The organism is Flavihumibacter sp. CACIAM 22H1, assembly GCF_001601815.1.
In the GTDB taxonomy this organism is placed as follows: Bacteria; Bacteroidota; Bacteroidia; order Chitinophagales; family Chitinophagaceae; genus Flavihumibacter.
Window position 1 is genome coordinate 55,074 of record NZ_LUKG01000004.1, and the last position, 25,362, is coordinate 80,435.

Consider the following 25,362-nt stretch of genomic DNA (forward strand, 5'->3'; position numbering starts at 1 on the left):
CGACCGGTATAAATTCATTCCCCGAGGTATTATAGCTCTAAGCACTGCTGTATGAAACCAAAAAAGGGGCTGAACCTGCTTAAGAAATACCTGGCTGCTAAAGCTGATCCGGAAGAACAAACCCGGGTAGACAAATGGTACGACTCCCTGGAGGAATCGGAAGCCGGCCTGCCTATTCCGGATGGCCTGGAAGAAGCCAGTTACCAGCGTACCTGGCAACGCCTGAACAGTACAATCCCCGCCATTCCGTTTTTCAAAAGAACCATAACCCGCCTGTCTGTAGCCGCCCTCCTGTTGGTCAGCTTTGGAACCGTCTGGTACCTGGCAAACCCAACCCGTCCGAAACCGGCTGCACCCCAGGTGCAGTTGGCCGAGCCATCCCCGGATGTGGCTGCTCCGCAGGAAACCAAGGCCGTTCTTGAACTGGCCGATGGAACTGTTATTGTACTCGATAGCGTTGGCACCGGATCACTGACCACCCAGGGCAATGCCAGGGTTTCTAAACTCGGTACAGATAAAATCGCTTATACCTCTCTCGAACTGGAAACCGGTCAACCTTCTTATAATACACTGCGCGTACCCAAAGGCAGTAAACCAGTACAATTACAACTGGCCGATGGAAGCCTGGTTTGGCTGAATGTAGGCTCCTCCCTTACCTATCCCTCTCATTTCATAGGCAATACAAGGGAAGTAAATATGACGGGGGAAGCTTATTTCGAGATCGCTAAGGATCCAGCTAAACCTTTTCTGGTAAAAAAAGGAGATCTGCGCATCCAGGTACTGGGCACACACTTTAATGTAAATGCCTATGATGATGAAGCTGCCAGTAAAATTACCCTGTTGGAAGGATCGGTAGAAGTTCATCCCTCCCTGACCGAAAAACTGGTGATCAAACCAGGACAACAGGCCCAGGTAACAGCAAACCAGGACATGAAACTGGTAAAATCGGTAGACCTGGAGGAGGTAATGGCCTGGAAAAATGGCTGGTTCTATTTCAATGCCATTGGCCTGCCGGAAATTATGCGCCAACTCGAAAAATGGTACGATGTGGAAGTGATCTACCAGGGTACCAAAAGTTCGAAAAAATTTACCGGAATGGTGGACCGGAATAACCCGCTTTCAGAAGTACTGAAGCTGATGGAAATGGCCGGCATTAAATTCCGTATTACAGGAAAAAAAATTCATGTTATGCAATAAATAGCTTCTTCCCGGACAAAACAAAACCGCTCCGACGGCGAATCAGAGCGGCGAAATTTTGGGCCGGTGAATAGAATCCAACGACAGACTGATATTCTTAACCCAAAAATCAAAAGTATGCATTTTAGGGCACTGCCAAAACAACGCCATTGCAACGAATGGAGAACAAAATTTTTGTTGATGAAATTCACCACGATCTTACTATTAGCCGCCTGCCTTCAGGTGAGTGCTAAAGGGTTGGCACAAAAGATCACCCTTTCTGAAAAAAACGCTTCCTTGCAGCGGATCTTTAAACTAATCCACAAGCAAACCGGCTATCAGTTTTTTTATGAAACTGAACTACTGGAGCGTTATGGAACCATTACGCTGAACGTTAAAGAAGAACCACTCGAAAAAGTGTTGGCTATCTGCTTTAACGAAAAACCACTCAGTTTTACAATCCATAATAAATCCATCACGGTAACTGCTGCTAAAACGCTGCCTGCTCCGGAAAGCCCGGAAAAAGAAAGGGTACTGATGGAGATAAAAGGAAAAGTAACCGATGAAAACGGCGCACCACTGGCTGGTGCATCAATTAAAGTTAAAGGTTCTACGGTCGGAACCAGTACCGATGCCGAGGGCAATTTCGCAATCCAGGTACCGGACGGCGGTGCTACACTACTAATTAGTTATATCGGTTTTCAGCCAAGAGAAATCCGGGTAAGTAGTTCCGAAACCCTTTCTATTGCCCTTAAAATGGCAGAATCGCAGATTAATGAAGTAGTGGTTACCGCACTGGGCATTAAACGTTCTGAAAAGGCGCTGGGCTACGCTGTTCAACGGGTAACCGGCGAAAAAGTACAAACCGTGAAAGGAGTGGATATCGGTACCTCTCTAACAGGCCAGGTGGCCGGTTTGGTTATTAAAAACTCCACCGAATTCTTTGCACGTCCTACCATTGAACTAAGAGGAGAGGATGCCCTGCTGGTTATTGACGGCGTTCCTTATGGTAACCTTACCCTGCGCGATATTCCGACCGACGATATTGAAAGTCTCGACGTGTTGAAAGGACCCACCGCTTCTGCGCTTTATGGATCCCGGGCATCTGGCGGTGTATTATTGATCACCACCAAAAAAGGCGCGGCCAATAAGGGATTATCTGTTGATATTAACAGCAATACCATGTTTCAGACTGGTTTTTTAGCCATTCCGAAAGTACAGGGTAATTATGGAAGAGGCGATAATGGCAGCCTGGGCAATGATTATGTATGGGGCCCGCGACTGAATGCCGGTAATACAGCCCGCGACTGGAACCCGGTGACCAAACAGTTTGAGGATGATCGTCCACTGTTATCAAAAGGCAAGGATAACCTGAAGAATTTTATGCAGGTAGGCCTGATCACTAATAATAATCTGAGCATTTCACAACGGGGAGAAAATGGAAGTTTCAGAGCCTCTATCAATCATATCTACAATAAAGGACAATTCCCCAACACCAAAACCAATATGTTTAATGTTACCCTGGGTGGCGAGGTAAAAGCGGGCGACCGTTTCACCCTCGAAAGCCATATGGGAATTAGCCGGCGGTACGCGCCGCAGATATGGGGAAGCGGCTATGGCAACCAGGGTTATCTCTACCAGTTAATGATGTGGACCGGACCTGAATACGATATTCGTGATTACCGCGATTATTGGAAAACCCCGAACCAAACACAGAACTGGATGTACACGGCCTGGTACGATAATCCTTACCTTATCGCTTATGAAAAACTCAATGCCATACAGCAGAATACTATTAACGGAAGCCTGACGGCTAATTATAAAATCACGAATGACCTTAAACTGATTTTGCGGGTTGGCTACGATGTGTACAGTAATAAAGAAACCTGGACCAACCCCACGGCAAATATCTATTCAACAAGAGGCGGATGGAATGCAAGAGGCCGTTACAGCATCAGTAAAGACTGGGGCTGGAGCACCAATGATGACCTGATGCTGAGCTATTCCAAAAAGAAAGGCGATTGGAATATCGATCTCCTGGCTGGTGGAACCATCTATTATTGGGAGGATGAAAGCCTGGATGCCAGTACAAGAAACGGTCTTACCTCTCCTACTTATTTTTCCCTGAACGGATCGGTAGAGCCCCCAACTATCAGTCCTATGTTTCGCCGCCGCCAGGTAAACAGTTTGTACGGAAAAGCCTCGCTTGGTTGGAAGGATGCGGTATTCCTGGATTTTACCGGCAGAAACGACTGGAACTCGGCGCAACCCAAATCCAACCGCGATTATTTTTATCCTTCGATAGGATCCAGTGTGGTATTATCTGAGTTGGTAAAAATGCCCCAACAGATCAATATGCTTAAACTGCGGGCTTCCTGGGCAACCTTCAAGACACCTGCGGATGTATATGCCATCAACCGCTTGTATTCAACTATCAATTCTGCCTGGAATACAATGAATTCCGGTTCTTATCCGGGTAATTTGCTGGGTAGTCCGGATTTGTTACCGAGCTCACACAGAACCTGGGAAATCGGAACGGCCGCTTATTTATTTGGAAAGCGATTGCACCTTGATGTAGCCTACTTCAATAAATATTATTTCAACCGGCAGGTATCTGTTAATATACCTGGTTCTTCCGGCTTTACCAGCACCTTGGTGAATACGGATGAAACCTATGTTCGTAAAGGGCTTGAAATTACCCTGGGCGCAAGCGTGGTTAAAACAAAGAACCTGGAATGGAATACAACCATTAACTGGTCGAATCAGCATCGGTTTTATGTAAACCTGGATTCGGTGTATTCTTCCAAAAATCCCTGGGTTAAAAAAGGAGAGCGCCTGGATACCTACCTCGATTATTACTGGCTGCGAGATCCGGCCGGAAATGTTATTCATAACAATGGCTATCCCAGAGAAAGCGATTATGTGAAAAAGTACGGCTTCTCTGATCCCGCTTTCAGTATTGGCTGGATCAACACGGTTCGCTGGAAAAATTTCCAGTTTGGACTGAATGTAGACGGAAGAATCGGTGGACTCATGTACAACTATATCTATGATAAAATGTGGGATACCGGTACCAACCCAGAGACCGATAACCAGTACCGCTATGATGAAGTAGTGAATGGATTAACCAACTATGTTGGACAAGGCGTGCAGGTAATAAGTGGGGAAGTGGTGTATGATAATTTTGGCAATATCATCAGTGATAGCAGAAAGTATGCACCCAACGATAAAGAAGTGTCTTACCAGGCTTATGCACAGCAGTTCAGGGGCGGAGATTTTGGGGTTCAGAAAAAATCATTTGTGAAATTGCGCGAGATTTCAGCGGGCTATCGGGTTCCTGCGCGGGTGCTGGGTAAATCTGGCATTAAATCGGCTGCAGTTGCTATAACCGCACAGAACGTATTCCTGTTTTCGAATTTTAAATTTTCTGATCCGGATGTGGATACAGAAAACCTGAATTCTCCCTCTCAGCGAATGATCGGTATCAATTTCAAGTTCGGATTCTGATCCGTTTTAAAAATTACCAGTATGACAACTACTATAAAAAAATCAATGTTATTGCTGGCAGCAGCTTTCAGTTTGGGAGCCTGCTCCAAGTTTGATGAAATCAATACAAATCCCAACCAGGCAACACAGGTAAGCTCGGCTATGCTGGCTACTAATATGATCCTGAATATTACCCGGTCTGATATCAATACCACCAAGGCCTTTATGCAGCCCTATTTACTGGGTAAATACCTTACCTGGGGAGAAGGCCAGGAGGCCAATCAGTTCAACAAGTTCGGTCGAACTAATTTTAACCGCCTCCCCTTGCTGCGTAATGTTACACCAATGGTGAATGCTGCACCGGATGAGGGATTGCGTAAATCCTATGAGGGATTGGGATATTTTATCCGGGCCTGGCAGTTTTTTTATACCACCATGCAGGTCGGCGATATTCCCTACAGTAAGGCAATTAAGGGCGAATCGGAGAGTATTATTCAGCCGGTTTATGATTCTCAACGCGATGTGTTTATCGGTATTCTGAATGAATTGGACCTGGCCGACCAGTTATTGGCAGAGGGTACCAATTTCAGTGGAGATCCTATTTACGGAGGTAAAACCGATAACTGGAGAAGAGTGGTGAACAGTTTTCAATTGCATGTACTGATGCAGCTGTATCGCAAAACAAGCGATGCCGGGTTGAATGTAATCAATCGGTTCAAAGAAATTGTACAGAATCGTCCACTGATGCGGAATTTTGCAGACAATTTTGCCCTGACATATAATGCCACCGCGGGGCAAAATTATCCCTGGTCAGATGTGCCCGCAGGATCCAATCCCAACGTGCGTTCGAATTATACCATGTTAACCGCCACCTTACTGAATCCGTTAAAAGCCCTGCAGGATCGCCGCCTTTTTTACTACGCAAAACCATCGCCAGTGCAACTGGCCGCGGGAAAAACCGCCAGCGACTGGGATGCATATATCGGAGCTGAACCATCCAATTCTTTTTCTTCATTGCAGATTATGCGGAATTCGAAAGACTATTCCGATTTCAATAATCGCTATACCAACCTGGTAAATGCTGAACCGGTAAGTATGTTCAGTTATGCAGAACTTCAGTTTATTCTTGCCGAGGCCAGTTTAAGAGGGTGGATCAATACCGCCACTCCCCAGGAATTTTATTCGGCGGGTATTCGGGATGCCATGCGCTTTACCGCCAATTTCACCCCTGATATTGCAGATTATCATCACAATATGAAAATGGATGATGCCTATATTTCAGCTTATCCGGAAACGGAAGGGGTTGCTTTGCAGGGTAGTATGGAAGAGCAACTGGAGCAGATAATACTGCAGAAATACCTGGCCGGTTTTTTACAGGGCTCTAATAATACGGCCTGGTATGAGAACCGTCGCACTGGTTATCCTGTATTTGTGTTGAATCCGGGAACGAACCTGAATATTCCTTCGGATAAGTTTCCGGTTCGCTGGTTGTATCCGTCGAACGAATTGAGTTATAATACCCGTAACCTGGATGCTGCTGTGCAGGCACAATATGGGGGAAATGATAATGTGAACGAAGAAATGTGGTTACTTAAGAATTAGGCAACCGGGCTGTATATAAACCTGCAAACCGGGTAAATTCCCGGTTTGCAGGTTCTTTTTGGGGGAGGTGCTTGCAGGTATGAAATTTCTATATTAGCTTTGTAATTCAAAGTACTTTTTAAAATGCTAGTTAATATGAGAAATGAGATCCTGGCCAGCCTGGATCAGCCGGATCAGCTGGAGAAATTATACCGTTCCAACAAGGCGGGTTTTAAAAAATCTTTTGCAGAATTAGAGGAGGCGCAGATGGATCGGCAATTGGCTGCCTGCTGGAAGGCCCGTTTATTCTACCAGCCGGAGGAGCGGGAGCGGTTCACTGGCAAGGAACTGGTTAGGGTATTAATACTGGTAGTACTGGCCGGTTTGCTGGCAAGGATCCCGGATATATTTTCCATAGAGCAGGAGTTTTATTTTTCCCGTAACCTGGGATTTATTTTGTTTCCGGCATTAATGCTGTTTTTTGGCTGGAGGCAGGCATTGCCGTTGCATAGGCTGGCAGGGGTGGGTATAGCTTTGCTGGTTTCCCTGGTTTTTATTAACCTGTTGCCGGGCACGGCAACTACAGATACAGTGGTGCTTTCCTGCATACACCTGTTATTATTTTTATGGTCTTTATTGGGGTATGTATTTATCGGAGCTAAAGTGGGGGAGGCAGAAAGCCGGCTTGATTTTCTACGCTATAACGGCGATCTGGTGGTTATGACTACCCTGCTGCTGATTACGGGGGGTATTGTTACCGGGGTAACGATTGGTTTATTTTCCCTGATCGGTTTTCAGATTGAGTCCTTTTATTTTAAGAATATAGTAGTTACCGGTTTGCCAGCCGCGCCTATTCTTGCAACCTGGCTGATTCAGAACAATCCTCAACTGGTGGGGAGGGTATCTCCTGTGATAGCAAGGTTGTTTAGTCCGGTTGTTTTGCTGATGTTATTGGTTTATTTGGGAGCGATTCTTTATTCGGGAAAAGATCCTTATAACGACCGGGAATTCCTGGTACTCTTTAATGGCCTGCTGATTGGTGTACTGGCTATCCTGTTTTTTTCCGTGGCGGAAAAATCGGGGCGCGAAAAATCGTTGGTGGAAAACTGGATTTTATTATTGCTGGCCGCCAGTACAGTGGTAGTGAACTGCATTGCTTTATCTGCCATTCTTTTCCGGATTGCAGAATGGGGAATAACCGCCAACCGGGCTGCAGTTTTAGGTGGTAATCTGCTGATTTTACTGAATCTTGTACTTGTTACCGTGCAGTTGGTAGCAGTGGTACGGAAAAAAGCTGACTTCAGCCTTGTGCGGATGGCCATTGCAGGGTATTTACCCGTTTATATTGCCTGGACAATTGTGGTAACTTTTCTGTTTCCGTTTTTTTTCAGGGTTTAAAGTAATTTGGAATATTCATTCCAAATTACTTATTTTTGCACGGTGGATAAACGTGAACAGATTATATTGGCGGCAATGAAGCTGCTTTGTGAAAAGGGGGTACAGGCTACGCCGATGTCGGCAATTGCGAAGGCTGCCAATACCGGAATGGGCACCATCTACAATTATTTTCCTACCAAGGAAGCCCTGATAAACGGGATTTATCTGCATATTAAAACCGCCGAGATCTTGGTAATGGATACTGCGCTGGATGAAACCAAATCACTGAAGCTGCGCTTTTTTCATTTTTATACGGCATTTGTTCACTACTACCTGAAATACCCGTACAGCTTTGCTTTCATGGATCAGTTTCACAGCTCTCCGGTAATTTTGGAAGAAACAAGGGAGGCGGGTAAGGCGAATTTTTTGCCGGTGATCGAATTATTAACGGACGGGCAGAAACAGGGGCTAATCAAAGAGATGGAACTGGAATCGCTCTTACAGTTTTTATCGGGAACGATTAACACGTTTGTACGTTGGTTGCAAACAAAGCCGGCAAAGCAACGGGAAGTTTTGTTGAAACAACAGTTGCGCATGGTTTGGGATGCCATAAAGGAATAAAAATTTTTTGCTGAATGACTGGAATGAATGTTCAGTCCAGATTGAAAAAGAGCAGGGTGGGGGCTCAGCTTATAGCAATAATAAAACGCATTATGATAGTTCTATTTTCATTGATAATCGGGCTGGTTCTACTCGGTTTAATTTATTTGCAGCAACCGATTTTTGGTAAATCGGCTTCCGGGAAACGGTTAGAGCGGATGAAAGCATCCCGACACTACCGGGATGGAAAATTCCAGAATCTTCGATTTACTCCTTCGCTGACCGAAGGGTATTCGATGCCTGGCGTGTTGTTTGATTTTATGTTCAGGAAAGTGCCGAATAAAATTCCGGCGAAAGCGCTGCCCTCGGTTCAGACCGATGTAAAAAATCTGCCGGCAGATAGCAACCTGCTGGTATGGTTTGGGCATTCATCTTATTATTTACAGGTAGAAGGGTTGAAGATACTGGTAGACCCGGTATTTAGTGGAAACGCATCTCCCATCCCCGGCACTACCAGGGCATTTGCAGGAGCCAACGGGTATGGTGTGGATGATATGCCAGAGCTGGATTATTTATTGATAAGCCATGATCATTATGATCACCTGGATTATGCAACTGTAAAAGCGCTTCGTTCGAAAGTGAAAAAAGTAGTAACGGGACTTGGTGTTGGTGCGCATCTTGAACACTGGGGTTATTTGCCCGAACAGTTGATGGAGATGGATTGGGAGGAGTCGATCGAGTTGGAAAAAGGAATACGGTTGCATGCGCTTCCGGCCCGCCATTTCAGCGGGCGGACCTTTTCCCGGAATACAACCCTTTGGCTGTCTTTTTTATTGGAAACCGCGGAAAAGAAAATTTTTCTGGGGGGTGATAGTGGGTATGATACACATTTTGCGGAAATAGGGCATCGCTTTGGGCCCATTGATTGGGCGATCCTCGAAAATGGCCAATATAATCTCGCCTGGCAGGCCATTCATTGTTTACCGGAGGAAGTACTAAAGGCAGCCTGCGATCTGAAGGCGAAGCAGGTAATACCGGTACACTCCTCCAAGTTTTCCCTGGCGCCGCATAGCTGGGATGAACCGCTCCGGGAGGTCAGTCGCCTCAATAAAAACTATGGCATAAACTTGCAGACTCCCCGGATTGGTGAACCCGTTTATCTCAACCAGCAGGAACCGATGTATTCGGCGTGGTGGCTGGAATTGTAGGTGTCAGATACTTGTTGCCAATGTGTTCTAACGTGAGGCTAAAAGATGGCCGACATTGCTAGAGTAGAATATTGTTCTGAGCTGTGAGCGGAGCAGGTAAATTCGTTTCATCCAGCATATCGCGCAGGTCAATTTCTATCAGGCGGCTTATTTGCGTGATAGGAACATCGTTGGCACTTCCTTCAAATGGATTCACCGAACTTTCTCCAACCGTATCAAGTGTGTGAAATGCCCAGGTTACGATCACTGAAAACGGAATATTCAGCCAAAGGGTATAGCCTTCCAAAAATGTTCCTTTGCCAAGGTTTTCAAAATCACGAATAGCACCAAAAGGAACCAGTACTACAAAGATCAGTAAGAGGTAGGTTGCAATGGAAGAAAAATTTCTGGGATAGGGAAAGTTCTTAATGCGCTCTGCTCTACCCTGGTGCTCGGTTAATTGAATAAGCCGTTGTTGTAATTGTGTCCACTGGAAATCATTGAGGGTATTGGACGCGCGTAATTTCGACAGCTCTGCTGATTGCAGGGCACTTAATTGGGTCGCTTTATTTTTTTTGCCGGTAATATATATCCATTCTTCCTGGGAGAGATAAGGTTGCAGGGAGGTTTCCAGCGACTGCTGTTTTTCCGGAATCTGATAATGTTCGCCCAGGAACTCCTGGTTGTTTTGGCGTTGCATATTTTCCCATGGCCGGGGCTCGCGGAGTTGGTAGCGCAGGGCAGTCAGCCAGGCGAAATGCCGGTAAAAAATCTGTTTTACAAAAGGCGCATCTTTGCCACCCAATGCATCGCGCAGGGTATAGGCAAAACTCCGGCTGTCATTTATGATAGCGCCATAGATTTGCCGCGCTTCCCATATCCGGTTATAACTGGCATTATTTTTAAAACCGACGATAAAAGCAACGGCGGTACCTAAAATTGCAATGGGCTGCCAGGGGAGTGCGATAAAACGCGCGCCGAAAGCGAACGCAACGGTAGGCGCTGCTGCCAGCAGTATCATCCAATAGGTATCTCTCCTTGTCCATTTGAAAAACTCCAGTGGGGTATAACGGGTTCCTGTATGCATAGCCTAAAAATACCGATTAGACGTCAGATACCAGTTAGACTGGTATCTGACACCTGTTCTAACACCTGTCTGACGTCTTTCCCGTAAATTCAAGTATGCATCATATACTTATCGAATACCTTTTTATGGTCCTGGTTATTTTAGGACTCGTACTGTTCGCCAATAAAATAAAGATCGCCTACCCGATTATCCTGGTTATCGGCGGATTGATACTTAGTTTTACCGAGCAGTTTTCCCATATCGGTATCAACCCAGAAATCGTTTTTCTGATCTTCCTGCCACCCCTTTTGTATGAAGCCGCCTGGCAAACTTCCTGGAAAGAATTCTGGAAATGGCGCCGGGTAATAACCAGTTTTGCCTTCCCCATCGTAATTATTACCTCTACCATTATCGCCTTTTTTTCCAGTGCCTATATCCCCGGATTTACCCTGGCCCTAGGGTTCTTACTAGGTGGCATTATTTCGCCACCCGACGCGGTTTCCGCTACCACCATCATGCGCCAGGTAAATGCCCCCAAATCACTGGTCAGTATAATCGAAGGGGAAAGCCTGCTGAACGACGCATCCTCCCTGATCGTTTTCCGCTTTGCGCTGGCTGCCGTTCTTACCGGCCAGTTTGATTTCAAAGAGGCTACCCTCAGCTTTTTCCTGGTAATCATCATGGGCGTATTTATTGGTCTGTTGATCGGGTTACTGATTTATCTCCTCCACCGCTTCCTGCCCCTTACCCCCAGCATTGAAACAGTACTTACCCTGATTACCCCTTACGCAATGTACTATGCGGCAGAACACTACCATTTTTCCGGTGTACTAGCCGTTGTCAGCGGCGGACTCCTACTGTCCAGCAAGCGACAGGAAATGCTTAACTACCAAAGCAGAATACAGGGCGTTAATGTATGGGGTAACCTGGTATTTGTATTCAATGGGTTTATTTTCCTGCTGATCGGGTTACAATTGCCGGTCATTACCGACGATCTCGGTACCATTAACCTAAGCTCCGCTATTGCCTGGGGAATCGCCATTTCTGCGGTCCTCATTTTAACAAGGCTTGGGTCTTCTTTCGGTGCCGCGGCCTTCACCCGTTTTATCAGCCGCTTTATTACGGTAGCAGATGCAAATCCGGGCTGGAAAATGCCGCTTATCGCCGGGTGGGCCGGAATGCGGGGTGTGGTATCACTGGCTGCAGCACTGTCCATTCCGGTGATGCTTCCCAACGGAGCCCCCTTTCCCCTCCGAAACCTGGTGCTCTTCATCACGTTCGTGGTTATCCTCATTACCCTTGTTTTCCAGGGCCTCACCCTTCCCTGGCTGATCCGTAAAATTAATGTGAGCGATAAATACAACAACCTTGCTGAAGCTGAACAAAACCTGCTTATCCAAAAAAAACTGGCCATCGTTTGCAAAGAACACCTTCGGACCCGGTACGAGAGAGACTCCCTGCATAATCCTTATGTGTCCAATCTTTTGGCTAAACTTGAAACCGATCTGCTCCACTTCGAAAACCCGGCCAACGCTTCGCAACAGCCCGAATCTAATGCCTTGCTGGGATTTCACCGGATACAGCTCGACCTGCTGACAGTTCAACGAAATTACCTGGCCCATATCAACCGGAAAGATGAATTCGACGAAGAAATTATCCGGAATTATTTTTCCCTGCTCGATCTTGAAGAATACCGAATCCGCGAAAGCCAGCTCACCCTTTTACGGTAGTTGTATCCCGAAACTTGTAACTAGTTTTACGGCCCGGAGGAGCAGTATGCGCAGTATCTGTCTTTTGATGCTAATTTTTATAAATGGAATTGTCCAGGGCCAGCCGCAGCACAATAATGTTGCTGACTGGATGAACGGCTTTGATAAGAGAAAAGCCGCCGCCATAGATTCGCTGAGCAACTACCCCGCCCAGGATACTGCACGCATTAACCGGCTGATCCGGCTTATCAATACGGCTTATTTTCAACAACAACGCCGACAACTGATTCCCTACTGGAAGGAATGCCTGCAACTAAGTAAGCAGCGTAGCTATTCAAAAGGACTTGCTGCCGCTTTTTTATGGAACGCTTATTATCGCAGAGGCGAACAGGACCTCCAGGGATTTCATCGCTTTACCGATTCTGCCATCACCTACAGCAGGCAGGATACAACCAACCGGGCAGCCTGGGCCAACATACATCGCATAAAAGGCCTCCAGTACCAGGAAGAGGAAAATTACCATGCCGCATTAAAACATTATTTTGAAGCGCTCCGGTATTACGATACCGTGCAGGATGTAAACCGTATGCATCTGTTACAGAATATCAGCAGTTCTTATCTCCAACTCAATAACCTGGCACAGGCAGAAATGTATGCCCGAAAAGGAGCCCTGCTGGCCGATATCCTGTCCCTGCCCAAAACCATCCAATTACAGGCATACGCTACCCTGGCTTCCGTGCTGCTGAAAAGAGAAGAGCCGGATGAAGCCCTGCCCTACCTCCAAAAAGTTGACGCCTTTATGCCAGACACCATTGAAAGGGCCCTGAGCGCAAACCATTACCTTGATATGGGCCATTATTTTTTCAAAAAACAACACTATGATTCGTCGCTGCAACATTATCAACGGGGATATGAACTGGCCAGTTCCGGTAAACATAAAATCAATACCTATGGAGCATTGAACTACCTCTTTCAAAATACCCTTCTTCTGGGAAGAAAAAAGGAGGCGTACCATTATGCAACCCTGGGGCTCGCAGAAGCAGCGCATTCCGGCAAAGCAATTTACCGGATTAATGCCCTATTAAATATGAGCGATTATGAAGCGGCTGCCGGAAATACCCGCAAAGCCTTTGCTTATCTGAAAAAGGCAGTCATCCTTAAAGACCAGTTTTCCCGCGAAAACAACCAAACATCTCTTAACAACCTGGCAGTCTTATACGAAACAGCCCAAAAAGAACATACCATACAGGTGCTGGACCAGGAAAACCAATTGAGGGCCGCAGCCCTTGAACGGCAATCTTTCCGGAATAAAGTATACGGTATTTTGCTATTATTACTGGCATTTTTACTGCTGCTTATTTACCGGTATTACGTAAACCAGCAGAAGATTCAGCAGCAACAGGTACAGATCCAGCAACAGAAAATAGTAGACCTGGAAAAAGATCATCAGCTGCTTCATATGACTGCCATGTTACGTGGACAGGAAGAAGAACGATCCAGGATTGCACGTGATTTACATGATGGTATCGGAAGCCTGCTTTCGGGCATTAAATTATCTTTTACCGGTTTCCGGGAAAACGGTTTTGTTCATCAGGCGCAGCTCGCAAACTTTGATCGGAGCCTGGCTATGCTCGATAATTCAATTGCAGACCTCCACAGGATCGCCTATAACCTGATGCCAGACGCTTTGCTCAAATTCGGTTTGCCAGAAGCGGTGGAAGATTTATGCGATATGATTCGGAATTCTACCAGCCTGCAGGTTAGTTTTCAATACACGGGCGAACCCCGTAACTGGGAGCCCGGTAGTTCTATCTATTTATACCGAATTATACAGGAATTGGTCAATAATGTGGCTAAACATGCGCAGGCAAAAAATCTTTTGGTTGAAATGACCCTGGTTGAAAACAGCTTAACCATTACCGTGGAGGATGACGGGGTTGGGTTTGATCCGGACGCAGCCAATGCACATAAAGGAAATGGATTAAATAATATCCGGTACCGGACGGAACTGCTGGGTGGTAATGCCGAAATTATAACTGCACCGGCCCAGGGTACATCCATCATTTTAGCAGTTGATTTAGTAGTATGATAAAAATCTTTATAGTCGATGATCATGCCGTTTTAGTAGAAGGTATTTATGCATTGTTGCAACAGGAACCCGATATGGAAGTGGTGGGGCATGCCGGAACCGGTCAGCGTTGTTTGCAATTTTTCTTATCCGGACAGGCCGACCTGGTTTTACTGGATATTAATCTTCCGGATATAAGCGGGCTCGATTTGTGTAAGCAATTACTACTGGCCCGCCCTGCAGTAAAAATTCTGGCGCTTACCACACACGGACAAATGTCTTTCGTCAAAAAGATGATGGAAGCCGGGGCATGCGGTTACCTGCTGAAAAATTCCGGCAAAAAAGAAATGGTAACGGCAATTCGTGAAGTGGCTGCCGGTATGCACTACCTCAGCTTCGAAGTGGCCCAGCTAATGAAGACGGCGACCCGGCAGGAACAACAATACCCGCTACTGACCCGGCGCGAAAAAGAAATCCTGAAAAGCGTTTGTGAAGGGTTTACCAATGCCCAAACCGCGGAACGTTTCCACCTCAGTATTGATACGATCGACACCCATCGGAAAAATCTCTATGCTAAACTCCAGGTTAACAATACTGCCCAGCTTATGCGGCGTGCGTTGGAATTGGGGCTTCAATGATGCTCAACAGGGCATCCCATAAGCAAAGACTGAATTTTTTCCGGAAAATACCGGAATGTCCAACGGGCTCTTTGGTAAATTCACTGGTCATCAGTTTTTGAATCCGTTTGGGGGCGGCCGGATAAAACTGCATAAATGCGGGGGCGGTAATATCATTGGCAATATAATCATCCGCACAATAAACAGCATGAATTGGAACAGTAAACTGGCTAAAGCTGTCTGATTGAAATTTATCCTGTAGCAAAGCCCTGAAATAATATTTATTTGTACACCAACTGCGCCACTCCATTAAAATGCCCGTAGGAAGATTTTCTCCCCAGCCAATTTTTTTCATGGGTGCATACCCATATACGGAAGTAAGCAGGGGCGCAGCCAGGTACCAAAGTAACCAGATTTCTACCCGTTTATTCAAGGGAAAATACCCATAATAGCCCAGGGCCGCATTTAGCGCAATTACTTTTTTCAGGTGTTGCTGCGCACGAATAAAACCAACCAGTTGTGCTCCCATACTATGCCCGAGCCAGGTGATAGCTGTAAGGCCTTTTTCATTCACCAGGAAATCCAGGGCAGCATTCATATCATACAATCCCCATTCCTGTAAACGGACTTTCGAACGCCTGATATCAGTGGCTGCAGAGCCGCCGATTCCCCGGTAGTCGTACAATAATACATTGTATCCCTGCTGGATGAGATAGTGCGAAAAAGACAGGTAGTATTCTTTTTTAATGCCGGTGGCGGCGCTCAGAACAATGGTTCCTATGGCTCCGTTGATCGGGCAGCCGTAAAGTGCAGAAAGGCGCTGACCGTCTTCCGCCACTATAAAATAATGTTGCATAAAGCGTATTGGTTCTTGCGGAAGAATGAAAGTACAGCGGTCTGGCTGGCTATTTATACCGTAAAAGAGTGAATTTTAAAAGAACTAAATCAAAGAAAACTGATATATTGAAGCCATTATCTGCTTATTATGTCAACGGTTTCGCTTAAGGATATTGCTGAAAAAGCCGGAGTTTCGGTTACCCTGGTTTCTTATGTGTTAAACAACCAGCACGAGAACAGGATTAAAAAAGAAACGGCGGATAAAATCAGGAAAGTTGCCAAATTGCTCAACTATCAGAAGAATATTGTTGCCCGTAGTTTAAAAACCAGTAAAACACAGAGCATTGGGTTAATTGTTTCAGATATTGCCAATCCTTTTTTTGCGCAATTAGCCCGGTGTATTGAGGACGAAGCCGATCGGCAGGGGTATGCGGTGATTTTTGCCAGTTCGGATGAAGATCCTGCCAAATTCAAACGCATGCTTGATTTTATGGCTACCCGCCAGGTAGACGGCTTGTTGATTGCGGCTCCTGCGGGAAGCGAATCAACCCTGCGAAACATTAAAAAAACGGGCGTTCCTTTTGTATTGATCGACCGTTACTTTCCGGGTGTTAAGACCGACTACGTGGGCTTGAATAATTATGATGCGGCCTACAGAGCAGTGCAACACCTGCTGGCTCAAAAGAAGAAACGAATTGGAATGATTGGATTCAGTACCCCCCTTCACACCTTGCAGGAAAGAACCAGGGGCTATCGCGATGCATTGAAAGATGCAGGTATCCGAATTGAAAAAAGCTGGCTGAAGGAATTAGGAACTTCCGTTAATTATGCAGAAATCAGGGCCTCAATGGAGGCATTGTTAAAACTATCGAAGCCGATCGATGGCATTTTCTGCGCCTCCAACCTCATGTCGGGCTATAGCTTGCAATACCTGCATGCGCAGCAGGTGAAAGTGCCGGAAAAGATAGCACTGGTCGGGTTCGACAGTATGGATGATTTTGAACTCTTTGATGCGCCTTACGCGTATATCCGGCAACCTATCCGTGAAATGGGATCATTGGCCATTCAGCAGCTCCTTTCCAAATTAAATACTGAAAACAAGGCGGTTTTCCTGGAACTTCAGGCTGAACTGATCCTGAAACATCCTGCCCGGCACATGTAAGCCGCTTATACAAAGCTGTTATATCCTTTTTTCTTGCGGATTACATCCTGAAAAAATCCTGGCTCCAGTAAATCCTTTATGGAGTCTATGACAAAATCCGGTGCATAGCTAAACTGATCCAGGTCTTCTTTTTTTGTAACACCCGATAAGGTTAGTACGGTTGTAAAACCCATGGTGCCGGCACCCAGGATATCGGTAGACATGGTATCGCCGATCATAATGGTTTCATCAGTTGATAAATCAAGTTTTTTTCTTGCCATGCGCATCATTACCGGGCTGGGTTTACCTACACTAAAAGCTTTTTTACCGGTTGCGCATTCAATCATCGATACAAAGGCCCCGCAACCCGCTCTGAATTTTCCATTGCCTACCGGGCAATTCGGATCCATATTAGTGGCAATTAATTTTGCTCCGTTCATTACCATATTAATGGCTTTATCTACTGATTCGAGCATAATTGTTCTGCCTTCGCCGATAATGACATAATCCGGGCTCTCATCCACAATTGAATAACCTATGGAATGCAACTCTGTTAATAAGCCGCCTTCACCTATTACATAGGCAGTGCCGGATTCTTTCCGCGAAGCCAGGTATTTGGCGGTTGCCATACCACAGGTAAATATATCCTCATCCTGCACATCAAACCCCATGCGTTGCAGTTTGTAGCAAACATCCCGATTGGTACGCTGACTGTTATTGGTTAAAAAAAGGAAGGGGAATCCTGCTGCTTTCAAAAAATCAATGAAGTCGAGTGCACCAGGTATGGGCTGGCTACCCTTGTACACCACTCCGTCCATATCAATTAAAAATCCGGGCTTGTTCATTTGTTCAGGTTGATGAAAAAAAAATGCCAGGGATTGGTATACCTGGCAAACAATTGATACGAATATACGGAATTTAACAACTTGTCTTCTTTAAATAATTGTTTAGTGTGCAGGCATGCAAACCGGTGCTCTTTCATCCGACGATTTATATTTCAGCAGAAAGAAAACACTTAATCCTAAACCGCCTAAAGCCATAAGTGCACCAGCGAGCGATGGATAATTGAATCCAAGTCCATAAGCCAGTGGAAGGCCTCCAAAATACGCGCCCAATGAATTTGCAATATTGAAAGCTGCCTGCATGAAAGCGGCTCCCATACGTGCTGCATCTTTAGCCGTACTGATCATGAGCATATTGATGGGAGAGGAAACCGCCATAGCAAGCAGACCACACAGAAAGGTAAGCACGAGTGAAAAATACTGGTTATCGGAAAAGAAAAATACTGCCAGTAGCGTTACTACCTGTAACATAAATAAAAAAATTGCTGCTTTATCCGGGCGGATTTTATCTGCCATAATTCCTCCGAGTATATTACCAATTACCATCCCTAATCCGGCCAATAGCATAATATAAGGAACAAAAGAAGGCGAGAAACGTGAAACATGTATGGAAAGGGGAGCTACATAACTGAACCAGGCAAAGAGCCCGCCAAAACCAATAGCAGTGATCAGCAGAATCAGCCATGCTTTTCCGGTTTTAAAGAATTGTAATTCTTCTTTCACGGAACTGTTTTCAGGTACCGGTTGATCTGGTAGCCATTTATTGATAAAGAATACCGTAATTGCTCCGATCAACGCTACAATCCCAAAGGCATAGCGCCAGCTGAGTACATGCCCGATAAAGGTAACCAGGGGCACCATGGCCAAATTGGCAACCGTTAAACCCAGGAACATCATTGATATGGATTGTGCCTGTTTTCCTTCTTTCGCAAGCTGAGACGCTACCACAGCGCCAATACCAAAAAAGGCCCCATGGGGTAATCCGGAAAGAAAGCGAAGCAGCATCAGTGCCTCGAAGTTGGGAGCCAGCCCGGATAAACCGTTAAACAGGGTAAAAATGGCCATCAGTGCCAACAGTGTTTTTTTGGGGTTATACCTGCTAGACAAAGCCACCAGCAGCGGTGCCCCTACTACTACCCCGAGCGCATAGGCAGAAATCAGGTAACCTGCTTTTGGTATACTTACTTCAAAAGAACCTGCTACATCGGGTAACAGCCCCATAATTACAAATTCTGTGGTTCCGATTCCCAGTCCCCCGAGTGTTAAAGGAAAAATGCGTTTATTCATAATAGGCCTGATTCTTGCACAAATACGTTTAGTTGAAACGTTTCAACAAAATTATGTAACTTAGTGTAAATTGTACACATCACGCTATGAAAAATTTGTTAATCGGTGGGCTGATTCTTGGAGAGTCGCCCGCAGGCACAAGCTGGAAGCTTGATTTACAACAACATAAAGACTGTATTATCCGTAAAATATATACAGCCGATCCGGCTGCCGCCAACAGTATACGCCAGGCCTTCCCGGATGCCGAACTGGTTTTTGAAGGGAATGAGCTGCTGGAAGACCAGGAAATTTCATTGGTACTCGTAGTGCCACCCCTGCCCGTTCAGGCACCTAGTATCGGAAAAATGCTGGCTTCCGGAAAACATGTACGCATAGTATAAACGAACATTATTTTTCAGAATAATTAATCGGATAGGGAAGGAGTTTGTCAATTTTCTATAAATTGCAACATTGTTTCAAAAATGAAATCCCTCTCCAGCTATAAAATTACCTTCTCCAGCTTATTGCTGCTGTTATACGGTTTCATAGCAACACCTGTTCAGCTATGGCATCACCATGCAGCCCCCCAGGAGGCTGAAGAAGGAAAGCTGCAGGTTGCGGAAATGCGCCCGGCAGATCAGCCGGAGCTACACACCAACTGTTCCGTTTGTGCACATGCGTATACCGTTTACCTGCAGGATCAGTTACTCCATTTATATGTAAACGAGCCTGTTTTTGCCCGCTTGTTTGCTATGCCTTTGTTTCAATTAGACGCAACAGCGCTTGCAAACAGGTTATACCGCGGACCGCCGCCAGCATAATCATTTTTTTCTGGTTCCTGCCTCTTTTACAGGCAGGTTATTATTGCTAATTCAGCCTTTTAAAACAAACTACTATGACTAAAAAGTTGCCGGTAACCGTCTTAAGCGGTTTTCTGGGTGCCGGAAAAACCACCCTGTTAAATCATGTATTGCACAATAAAGAGGGACTTCGGGTTGCCGTAATCGTGAACGATATGAGTGAAGTAAATATAGATGCCCAAAGAGTAAAAAATGAACATACCCTGCATAAAACCGAAGAGAAACTGGTCGAAATGAGCAATGGCTGTATTTGTTGTACGCTGCGGGAAGACTTACTAATTGAAGTTGAAAAATTAGCAAAGGAAAACAGGTTCGACTACCTGCTGATCGAAAGTACCGGCATAAGTGAACCAATTCCGGTAGCACAAACATTTAGTTACCAAGACGAGCAAAGTGGTATTGACCTGGGTAAAATTGCCCGGTTAGATACCCTTGTAACCGTGGTAGATGCTTTTAATTTTATCCGCGACTACTCAACGATGGACAACCTGCAAGACCGGGCATTGACCGATATGAAGGCAGATCAGCGTACAATTGTAGACCTGCTTACCGACCAGGTTGAGTTTGCCAACGTGTTACTCCTGAATAAAATTGATCTTGTGTCCGAAGAGCAGGCTGGTAGAATACGAGCGTTGCTGCAACAACTCAACCCGGCTGCCCGAATCCTTGAAACCAGCTTTGGAAAAATTGCCCCCCACGAAATACTAAACACCGGTTTATTTGATTTCGAAACATCCAGCCAGACGGAGAACTGGGTACAGGAGCGGGAGCAATTGCATGTACCCGAAACCGATGCATACGGCATTTCTTCCTTTGTATTCAGGACTAAACAGCCTTTTCACCCGGAACGATTCTGGACCTACTTAAATGAACAGTGGCCCGCCAATATTATTCGGAGTAAAGGTGTTTTCTGGATGGCGAGCCGCCCTCTTGATGCCCTGAACTGGAACCAGGCAGGGGGTAGTTTGCGGGTTGATAAAGCCGGTGTCTGGTGGTGTTCCATGCCCTATGGCGAACGAATCAGGTATGCATCCTTTGTTGATAACAAGCAGGAAATTGAACAACGGTGGCACAAAGATTTCGGCGATCGGTTTAATGAACTGGTAATGATCGGGCAAGAACTCGATAAAGCCCTAATCGAGGAACAACTCCAGGCATGTATCTGTACCAGAACGGAAATAGAAGCCATGCAAAATGGCAAGCCATTTAAAGATCGTTTTCCTTTATAAATGCAACATTGATGCAAAAAACATATCTTTACTCCCCGGATAAACAAAATAATCCGGGGAGTTGGTATGCATCAAATGTATGAAGTAGTAATAATCGGAGGTTCTAATGCAGGCATGTCTGCTGCCATGACCCTGGGACGATCACTAAGAAATGTGTTGGTAATTGACAATGGACGCCCCTGTAACCGGCAAACACCCCATTCCCATAATTTTCTGACAAGAGATGGAGTTACCCCTTCTTTTTTGTCGGCTGTTGCCAAAGAACAGGTACTTGCCTATCCGTCTGTACAATGGGTGGAGGATACGGTGCAAAGGGTAGAGCAGCTTGCCGATTATTTACTTATTTACACGATAAATGGTGTACAGGTGCAGGCCAAAAAAGTTTTGCTGGCAACTGGTGTGCTGGATGATCTTTTACCCATTCCGGGTTTTGCCGAATGCTGGGGAATATCGGTACTCCATTGTCCTTATTGCCATGGTTATGAAGTCAGGAACCAATATCTGGGCATAGTCGGAAATGGCGATATGGCGATGGAGTTTGCACAACTGATCAGGCAATGGTCAGGGAAGGTACACCTGCTAACCAATGGGCCGTCAGCCCTGACAGCTTCTCAATGGAAAGAACTGGAAGCTGCCGCTGTTCCAGTGTCTACATCGCCCCTGTTTGCCATCCGCCATAAAGAGGGAAAAATGTACCAGCTTGTATTAAAAGACGGAACAATACTACCCTTTGATGCTGTTTTTGCAAGAGTGCCCTTCAAACAAAGTCCACTCGTTCAGCAATTGGGCCTTGCTACCAATGAGCAGGGGTATATTGTTGTAAATGCATTTCAGCAAACCTCTCTTCCGAATGTATTTGCAGCCGGGGATTGTACCACTCCGATGCGCAGCATTTCTACCGCGGTGGCGCAGGGTACAATGGCGGGGGCTGCTCTGAATAAATACCTGTTAGCATAACCTGCAGTAATTACCAGGCTGGTAGCCGTTGAATGGCCAAGCTTTCCTGCCAGCAGTCAAAAACTGGCTTTTAGGGTAAATCCAAAAACACTGCCTTCTCCGATCCTGCTGCTAACCCAGATAGTACCTCCCATTGCTTCCACTATTTCTTTACAAATGGCTAGTCCGATGCCGGAACCCATTTTATCAGATCTGCCGGGTACCTGGTAATAGCGTTCAAAAATCCTTGTCAGATAGGCCTCCTCAATTCCTTGTCCCTGGTCTTTTACAGAGATACGCAGTTCCGATTCAGCAAATCGAACGCTGATTAAAATTTCACTATTGACAGGCCCATATTTAATAGCATTGGTTAGAAAATTATTAAGTACCCAGCCAATTTTATCCGGATCTCCCATTAGTTCAGGAAGCCCTTCGTCAATATGCTGCACCATCCTGATCGATTTTTCTTTTGCAGGAACAGCAACTGCATGAATTGAGTTTTCTATTACCTGGTAAATATTAACAGCCTGCCGGTTTAGTTGAATTTTACCTGCTTCTACCTGCGAAAGATTTAGTAATTCACTTAAAATCCGAAGCATTCGCTGATTATCTGCGTGCAGGCTGTTTACGAGTTCTTTCTGTTCTTCGGTTAACTTTCCTACCCGTTCGTCTAAAAGCAGTTTAATGCTGAAATCAGCGGATGCTAAAGGAGTTTTTAGCTCATGGGAAATGGTTGCAATAAAATTTGTTTTCGCAACATCCAGCTCCTTAAAAGATGTAATATTTTTCAGTACAAATACTTTCCCGGCAGATGTATCCTGACCCATTCCGATTACTTCTTTAATAAAATAGTTTTCCCGGTTATCTACCACCACTTTAAACGGGTTGGTAGAGGATTCTTCTGCTAAGAAACGAAAGAGGTCGTTTCGTTTTGCCACCTGCTCCGCTTTTTCGCCTACTATATCTTTTGCTGCTAAACCCAGAAGTTGCAGGGCCTGTTCATTGGCAAATAGTACCGTATCATTTTTATCGATACCGATACTGGCATCTTTCAGGCTGTTTATAACAGCTTCCGCTCTTGTTTTTTCAAAAATGAGTTTCGCTAGATTACTGTTCTCAAAGTATTCCAGGCGTGCTGCCATTTCATTGAAGGAATGGGCCAATTGTCCAAATTCATCTTTTGTTTGGATATGGATGCGATGGCGGTAATTTTTTTGACTGATTTCCTTTATAGCTTCGGTAAGTTTATTAATGGGATTGGTAAGAATTGAAGGGAAATTGACCACGAAAGTGAACCCGATAAGCAATATAACGGCAACGCTGGCAATTATGATTTTTACTGCCTGTTCGGAAGCGGCTTCTGCATTTTCGGATTTGGCCCGGATGCCTTTCATATTCAACAATAAAATCGATTGGAGGTGTTGACGCAGCCTGGTTCCTTGTAAACTGTCTCCCTGCTTAAATTCCTCCAATGCTTTTCTTAAATGGCTGGTTGCCGTTGCTTCCCCTTTTTCTGTTATGTTCGATTCCTGTAAAATCAGGTAATGCTCCAGGGTGTCGGTAAAACGGTGCTCGCCCTGTGCTACCCGGTCGAAGGCGGCCTGCATCCTGTGAGCGTATTCAAGCGACTCATAGTTAGCGGTAAGCATATTGCTGGTTTGAAGCCGAAGTTTTACCAGGTAATAAATACCTACTGCTCCTGATGTAATTACCAACAGGAACAGGAATACCGTTCCCCAACGGATTTTATTTTTTACACTCATTGCCATTAGGATAGAATAACTAAGTCTACATCATTTTTCGATAGCATTTTCAACAGTTTGTTGAATACACTGGTTTTAAGAATAATCTGCCAAAGGGTAAGATGTGGTTTTCCCATACAAACAGTGGTTATTTTATATAGCTCAATTGTTTTTAGTATAGCTTGTGAAATATCTTCTTCTTTAAGTTGCAGGATCTCTGCCCCGAGTTCTGCAGCATTTTTGAAATTATTAAGCAGGTGCCGTTGTTTATCAAGTGGTATTTTGTCCGGCGCTTCCCGGGCAGTTTGCACATACAGCACAACCCATTGGCTGTTATAATAGGAAGCCAGCCGGGCTGTTTTCCGGATGATGCGTTGTGCAATTTCATAGTTGCTGGATACACATGCAAGAAATCGTTCATGCCGAAATGGGTTTTTTTTGTATTCGATGGAATAGTCCACCTTTCGTTCAACCTGTCCGGCTACTTCCTTTAATGCCAGTTCCCTTAGTTGTAAGATCTTATCGGGCTGAAAAAAATGTATAAGCGCTTGTTGAACTTTACTGGGTTCATAAATTTTTCCTTCCCTAAGCCGGCGAATAAGTTCGTCTGCAGGCAGATCAATATTTACTACTTCATCTGCGAGTTGAAGCAGTTTATCAGGTACGCGTTCCTTTACTTCTATACCGGTAATATTTTTTACATCTTCATTTATGCTTTCAATATGCTGAATATTTACGGCCGAAATAACATTGATGCCGGCTTCTAAAACGTCAAGAACATCCTGCCACCGCTTTTCATTCTTACTTCCCGGAATATTGGTGTGGGCCAGTTCATCGATCAATACTACTTCAGGATGTAGCAAAACCAGGGCAGGTACATCTAATTCTTCCAGCCTTTTCCCTTTGTAAAATACCTCTCGGCGCGGTATAATTGGCAGACCGCTAAGCAAAGCAACGGTTTCTTTCCGGTTATGTGTTTCAATATACCCGATTCGTACATCTATGCCATCTTGGATAAGCTGGTGGGCTTCCTGCAGCATGCGAAAGGTTTTACCCACGCCGGCACTCATGCCAATGTAAATTTTTAACTTTCCTTTCTCCGCGTTGGGACGGCTGATTTTTTGCAGCCATTCTTCCGGGCTATGTTGGCTATGGTGCATATCGTTCAGAATCTGATTGATGTGGAAAAACTAAGGGCAGTATTCTTTTCCTGGGCCATTCCTTCTTTTACAAAAATCGCATCTTTACTCTTCAAAAACCGCCCTTCCAATCGAAATAGTACCGCTGATACGGGCTGATAATCGAGGTTTACTGATCCGCCTGCTGTTTTAAACCCGTTGCGGGTACCTGTTTTGATCACTACGCCATTTTTGTCGCTAAAATATTCTGCACGTATAGCTGCAGCCCAGTGCGGATGGGGACTTAGGCGCAGGATAAGAACAGGCGTATACCACTGGTTTAACTGGCTGCTGTGTGGTGTTTTTTGTTCCAACCCATAGTCGATGTTAGCGATCAGGCCGATTTTGCTGCTTATTTGCAAGATGCCATACAGATTATTATGATACCTCCACAGACGGGCTGAATCCGGCGTATCAGTACCAATAAACGTACTATAGTTCATTGTTATCTTTTCATTTGGTTT

At 45.3% G+C, this 25,362-nt stretch carries 21 protein-coding genes; 14 read left to right on the forward strand and 7 right to left on the reverse strand.

From position 1 onward, the window contains the following. Positions 1 to 51: 51 nt before the first annotated feature. The 6 genes from A1D16_RS02085 to A1D16_RS02110 all read left to right on the forward strand — a co-directional run bounded on the left by A1D16_RS02085 (position 52) and on the right by A1D16_RS02110 (position 9,428). Positions 52 to 1,197 carry a FecR family protein gene (locus A1D16_RS02085; RefSeq protein ID WP_290707299.1) on the forward strand — a complete coding sequence of 382 codons (1,146 nt, stop codon included), beginning with the start codon at positions 52 to 54 and terminating at the stop codon, positions 1,195 to 1,197. Positions 1,198 to 1,377: 180 nt separating this feature from the next. Then, a complete protein-coding gene (locus A1D16_RS02090) occupies positions 1,378 to 4,683 on the forward strand; it encodes a SusC/RagA family TonB-linked outer membrane protein (protein WP_290707301.1) in 3,306 nt (1,101 codons plus the stop codon). Between the two features lie 21 nt (positions 4,684 to 4,704). Then, positions 4,705 to 6,264, forward strand: coding sequence for a SusD/RagB family nutrient-binding outer membrane lipoprotein (locus A1D16_RS02095; RefSeq protein WP_290707303.1), 1,560 nt, complete (start codon positions 4,705 to 4,707; stop codon positions 6,262 to 6,264). A 135-nt stretch (positions 6,265 to 6,399) separates the two neighbouring features. Beyond that, positions 6,400 to 7,641, forward strand: a complete 1,242-nt coding sequence (locus A1D16_RS02100) for a hypothetical protein (protein ID WP_290707305.1) — start codon at positions 6,400 to 6,402, stop codon at positions 7,639 to 7,641. A 42-nt stretch (positions 7,642 to 7,683) separates the two neighbouring features. Continuing rightward, positions 7,684 to 8,241 carry a TetR/AcrR family transcriptional regulator gene (locus tag A1D16_RS02105; protein WP_290707307.1) on the forward strand — a complete coding sequence of 186 codons (558 nt, stop codon included), beginning with the start codon at positions 7,684 to 7,686 and terminating at the stop codon, positions 8,239 to 8,241. A gap of 92 nt (positions 8,242 to 8,333) precedes the next feature. After that, on the forward strand, positions 8,334 to 9,428 hold the full coding sequence (locus A1D16_RS02110) for an MBL fold metallo-hydrolase (RefSeq protein WP_290707309.1): 1,095 nt from the start codon (positions 8,334 to 8,336) through the stop codon (positions 9,426 to 9,428). A 58-nt stretch (positions 9,429 to 9,486) separates the two neighbouring features. Here A1D16_RS02110 and A1D16_RS02115 read toward each other — a convergent pair whose 3' ends face one another. Beyond that, positions 9,487 to 10,494: a bestrophin family ion channel gene (locus A1D16_RS02115; RefSeq protein ID WP_290707311.1), complete on the reverse strand. Its 1,008-nt coding sequence runs from the start codon at positions 10,492 to 10,494 to the stop codon at positions 9,487 to 9,489. 95 nt (positions 10,495 to 10,589) lie between these two features. Here A1D16_RS02115 and A1D16_RS02120 point away from each other — a divergent pair, with 95 nt between their 5' ends. From A1D16_RS02120 to A1D16_RS02130, 3 genes are all read left to right on the forward strand, one after another. Beyond that, positions 10,590 to 12,203: a Na+/H+ antiporter gene (locus A1D16_RS02120; RefSeq protein WP_290707313.1), complete on the forward strand. Its 1,614-nt coding sequence runs from the start codon at positions 10,590 to 10,592 to the stop codon at positions 12,201 to 12,203. Positions 12,204 to 12,270: 67 nt separating this feature from the next. Next, positions 12,271 to 14,271 (forward strand): ATP-binding protein, encoded by a 2,001-nt coding sequence (locus A1D16_RS02125; RefSeq protein ID WP_290707315.1) that lies wholly within the window; start codon positions 12,271 to 12,273, stop codon positions 14,269 to 14,271. Continuing rightward, a complete protein-coding gene (locus tag A1D16_RS02130) occupies positions 14,268 to 14,888 on the forward strand; it encodes a response regulator transcription factor (protein ID WP_290707317.1) in 621 nt (206 codons plus the stop codon). The genes A1D16_RS02125 and A1D16_RS02130 overlap by 4 nt, the downstream gene beginning before the upstream one ends. Here A1D16_RS02130 and A1D16_RS02135 read toward each other — a convergent pair. Next, on the reverse strand, positions 14,854 to 15,723 hold the full coding sequence (locus tag A1D16_RS02135; RefSeq protein WP_290707319.1) for an alpha/beta fold hydrolase: 870 nt from the start codon (positions 15,721 to 15,723) through the stop codon (positions 14,854 to 14,856). The two genes, A1D16_RS02130 and A1D16_RS02135, sit on opposite strands and share 35 nt — an antisense overlap. A 129-nt stretch (positions 15,724 to 15,852) precedes the next feature. On the opposite strand from A1D16_RS02135, the gene A1D16_RS02140 reads away from it, so the two are divergent. Further along, positions 15,853 to 16,866: a LacI family DNA-binding transcriptional regulator gene (locus A1D16_RS02140; protein WP_290707322.1), complete on the forward strand. Its 1,014-nt coding sequence runs from the start codon at positions 15,853 to 15,855 to the stop codon at positions 16,864 to 16,866. 5 nt (positions 16,867 to 16,871) lie between these two features. On the opposite strand, the gene A1D16_RS02145 is transcribed toward A1D16_RS02140, so the two are convergent. Further along, positions 16,872 to 17,690 carry an HAD-IIA family hydrolase gene (locus tag A1D16_RS02145; RefSeq protein ID WP_290707324.1) on the reverse strand — a complete coding sequence of 273 codons (819 nt, stop codon included), beginning with the start codon at positions 17,688 to 17,690 and terminating at the stop codon, positions 16,872 to 16,874. A 102-nt stretch (positions 17,691 to 17,792) separates the two neighbouring features. After that, positions 17,793 to 18,974, reverse strand: a complete 1,182-nt coding sequence (locus tag A1D16_RS02150; protein ID WP_290707326.1) for an MFS transporter — start codon at positions 18,972 to 18,974, stop codon at positions 17,793 to 17,795. Positions 18,975 to 19,060: 86 nt separating this feature from the next. On the opposite strand from A1D16_RS02150, the gene A1D16_RS02155 reads away from it, so the two are divergent. From A1D16_RS02155 to A1D16_RS02170, 4 genes are all read left to right on the forward strand, one after another. Beyond that, positions 19,061 to 19,354 carry a hypothetical protein gene (locus A1D16_RS02155; protein WP_290707328.1) on the forward strand — a complete coding sequence of 98 codons (294 nt, stop codon included), beginning with the start codon at positions 19,061 to 19,063 and terminating at the stop codon, positions 19,352 to 19,354. Positions 19,355 to 19,435: 81 nt separating this feature from the next. Further along, positions 19,436 to 19,774: a hypothetical protein gene (locus A1D16_RS02160; protein WP_290707330.1), complete on the forward strand. Its 339-nt coding sequence runs from the start codon at positions 19,436 to 19,438 to the stop codon at positions 19,772 to 19,774. A 74-nt stretch (positions 19,775 to 19,848) separates the two neighbouring features. Further along, the gene (locus A1D16_RS02165) at positions 19,849 to 21,042 is read left to right on the forward strand and encodes a GTP-binding protein (RefSeq protein ID WP_290707332.1); all 1,194 of its coding nucleotides are present in this window, start codon (positions 19,849 to 19,851) and stop codon (positions 21,040 to 21,042) included. Positions 21,043 to 21,108: 66 nt separating this feature from the next. Then, complete coding sequence (locus A1D16_RS02170; RefSeq protein ID WP_290707334.1) at positions 21,109 to 21,999, forward strand: NAD(P)/FAD-dependent oxidoreductase; 891 nt, start codon at positions 21,109 to 21,111, stop codon at positions 21,997 to 21,999. A 56-nt stretch (positions 22,000 to 22,055) separates the two neighbouring features. Here the strand turns inward: A1D16_RS02170 and A1D16_RS02175 are convergent, their stop codons facing one another. From A1D16_RS02175 to A1D16_RS02185, 3 genes are all read right to left on the reverse strand, one after another. Beyond that, positions 22,056 to 23,741: an ATP-binding protein gene (locus A1D16_RS02175; protein WP_290707336.1), complete on the reverse strand. Its 1,686-nt coding sequence runs from the start codon at positions 23,739 to 23,741 to the stop codon at positions 22,056 to 22,058. 5 nt (positions 23,742 to 23,746) lie between these two features. Further along, positions 23,747 to 24,880, reverse strand: coding sequence for a sensor protein KdpD (locus A1D16_RS02180; RefSeq protein ID WP_290707338.1), 1,134 nt, complete (start codon positions 24,878 to 24,880; stop codon positions 23,747 to 23,749). A gap of 5 nt (positions 24,881 to 24,885) precedes the next feature. Continuing rightward, positions 24,886 to 25,362: outer membrane beta-barrel protein (locus A1D16_RS02185; protein ID WP_290707340.1), on the reverse strand; the 477-nt coding region annotated here is incomplete at its 5' end.

Bases quoted from the DNA above. Each gene is read 5' to 3' on its own strand.
- A1D16_RS02085 (WP_290707299.1), top strand. From the start codon at position 52: ATGAAACCAAAAAAGGGGCTGAACCTGCTTAAGAAATACCTGGCTGCT.
- A1D16_RS02090 (WP_290707301.1), top strand. From the start codon at position 1,378: ATGAAATTCACCACGATCTTACTATTAGCCGCCTGCCTTCAGGTGAGT.
- A1D16_RS02095 (WP_290707303.1), top strand. From the start codon at position 4,705: ATGACAACTACTATAAAAAAATCAATGTTATTGCTGGCAGCAGCTTTC.
- A1D16_RS02100 (WP_290707305.1), top strand. From the start codon at position 6,400: ATGAGAAATGAGATCCTGGCCAGCCTGGATCAGCCGGATCAGCTGGAG.
- A1D16_RS02110 (WP_290707309.1), top strand. From the start codon at position 8,334: ATGATAGTTCTATTTTCATTGATAATCGGGCTGGTTCTACTCGGTTTA.
- A1D16_RS02115 (WP_290707311.1), bottom strand. From the start codon at position 10,494: ATGCATACAGGAACCCGTTATACCCCACTGGAGTTTTTCAAATGGACA.
- A1D16_RS02120 (WP_290707313.1), top strand. From the start codon at position 10,590: ATGCATCATATACTTATCGAATACCTTTTTATGGTCCTGGTTATTTTA.
- A1D16_RS02125 (WP_290707315.1), top strand. From the start codon at position 12,271: ATGCTAATTTTTATAAATGGAATTGTCCAGGGCCAGCCGCAGCACAAT.
- A1D16_RS02130 (WP_290707317.1), top strand. From the start codon at position 14,268: ATGATAAAAATCTTTATAGTCGATGATCATGCCGTTTTAGTAGAAGGT.
- A1D16_RS02135 (WP_290707319.1), bottom strand. From the start codon at position 15,723: ATGCAACATTATTTTATAGTGGCGGAAGACGGTCAGCGCCTTTCTGCA.
- A1D16_RS02140 (WP_290707322.1), top strand. From the start codon at position 15,853: ATGTCAACGGTTTCGCTTAAGGATATTGCTGAAAAAGCCGGAGTTTCG.
- A1D16_RS02145 (WP_290707324.1), bottom strand. From the start codon at position 17,690: ATGAACAAGCCCGGATTTTTAATTGATATGGACGGAGTGGTGTACAAG.
- A1D16_RS02150 (WP_290707326.1), bottom strand. From the start codon at position 18,974: ATGAATAAACGCATTTTTCCTTTAACACTCGGGGGACTGGGAATCGGA.
- A1D16_RS02155 (WP_290707328.1), top strand. From the start codon at position 19,061: ATGAAAAATTTGTTAATCGGTGGGCTGATTCTTGGAGAGTCGCCCGCA.
- A1D16_RS02160 (WP_290707330.1), top strand. From the start codon at position 19,436: ATGAAATCCCTCTCCAGCTATAAAATTACCTTCTCCAGCTTATTGCTG.
- A1D16_RS02165 (WP_290707332.1), top strand. From the start codon at position 19,849: ATGACTAAAAAGTTGCCGGTAACCGTCTTAAGCGGTTTTCTGGGTGCC.
- A1D16_RS02170 (WP_290707334.1), top strand. From the start codon at position 21,109: ATGCATCAAATGTATGAAGTAGTAATAATCGGAGGTTCTAATGCAGGC.
- A1D16_RS02175 (WP_290707336.1), bottom strand. From the start codon at position 23,741: ATGAGTGTAAAAAATAAAATCCGTTGGGGAACGGTATTCCTGTTCCTG.
- A1D16_RS02180 (WP_290707338.1), bottom strand. From the start codon at position 24,880: ATGCACCATAGCCAACATAGCCCGGAAGAATGGCTGCAAAAAATCAGC.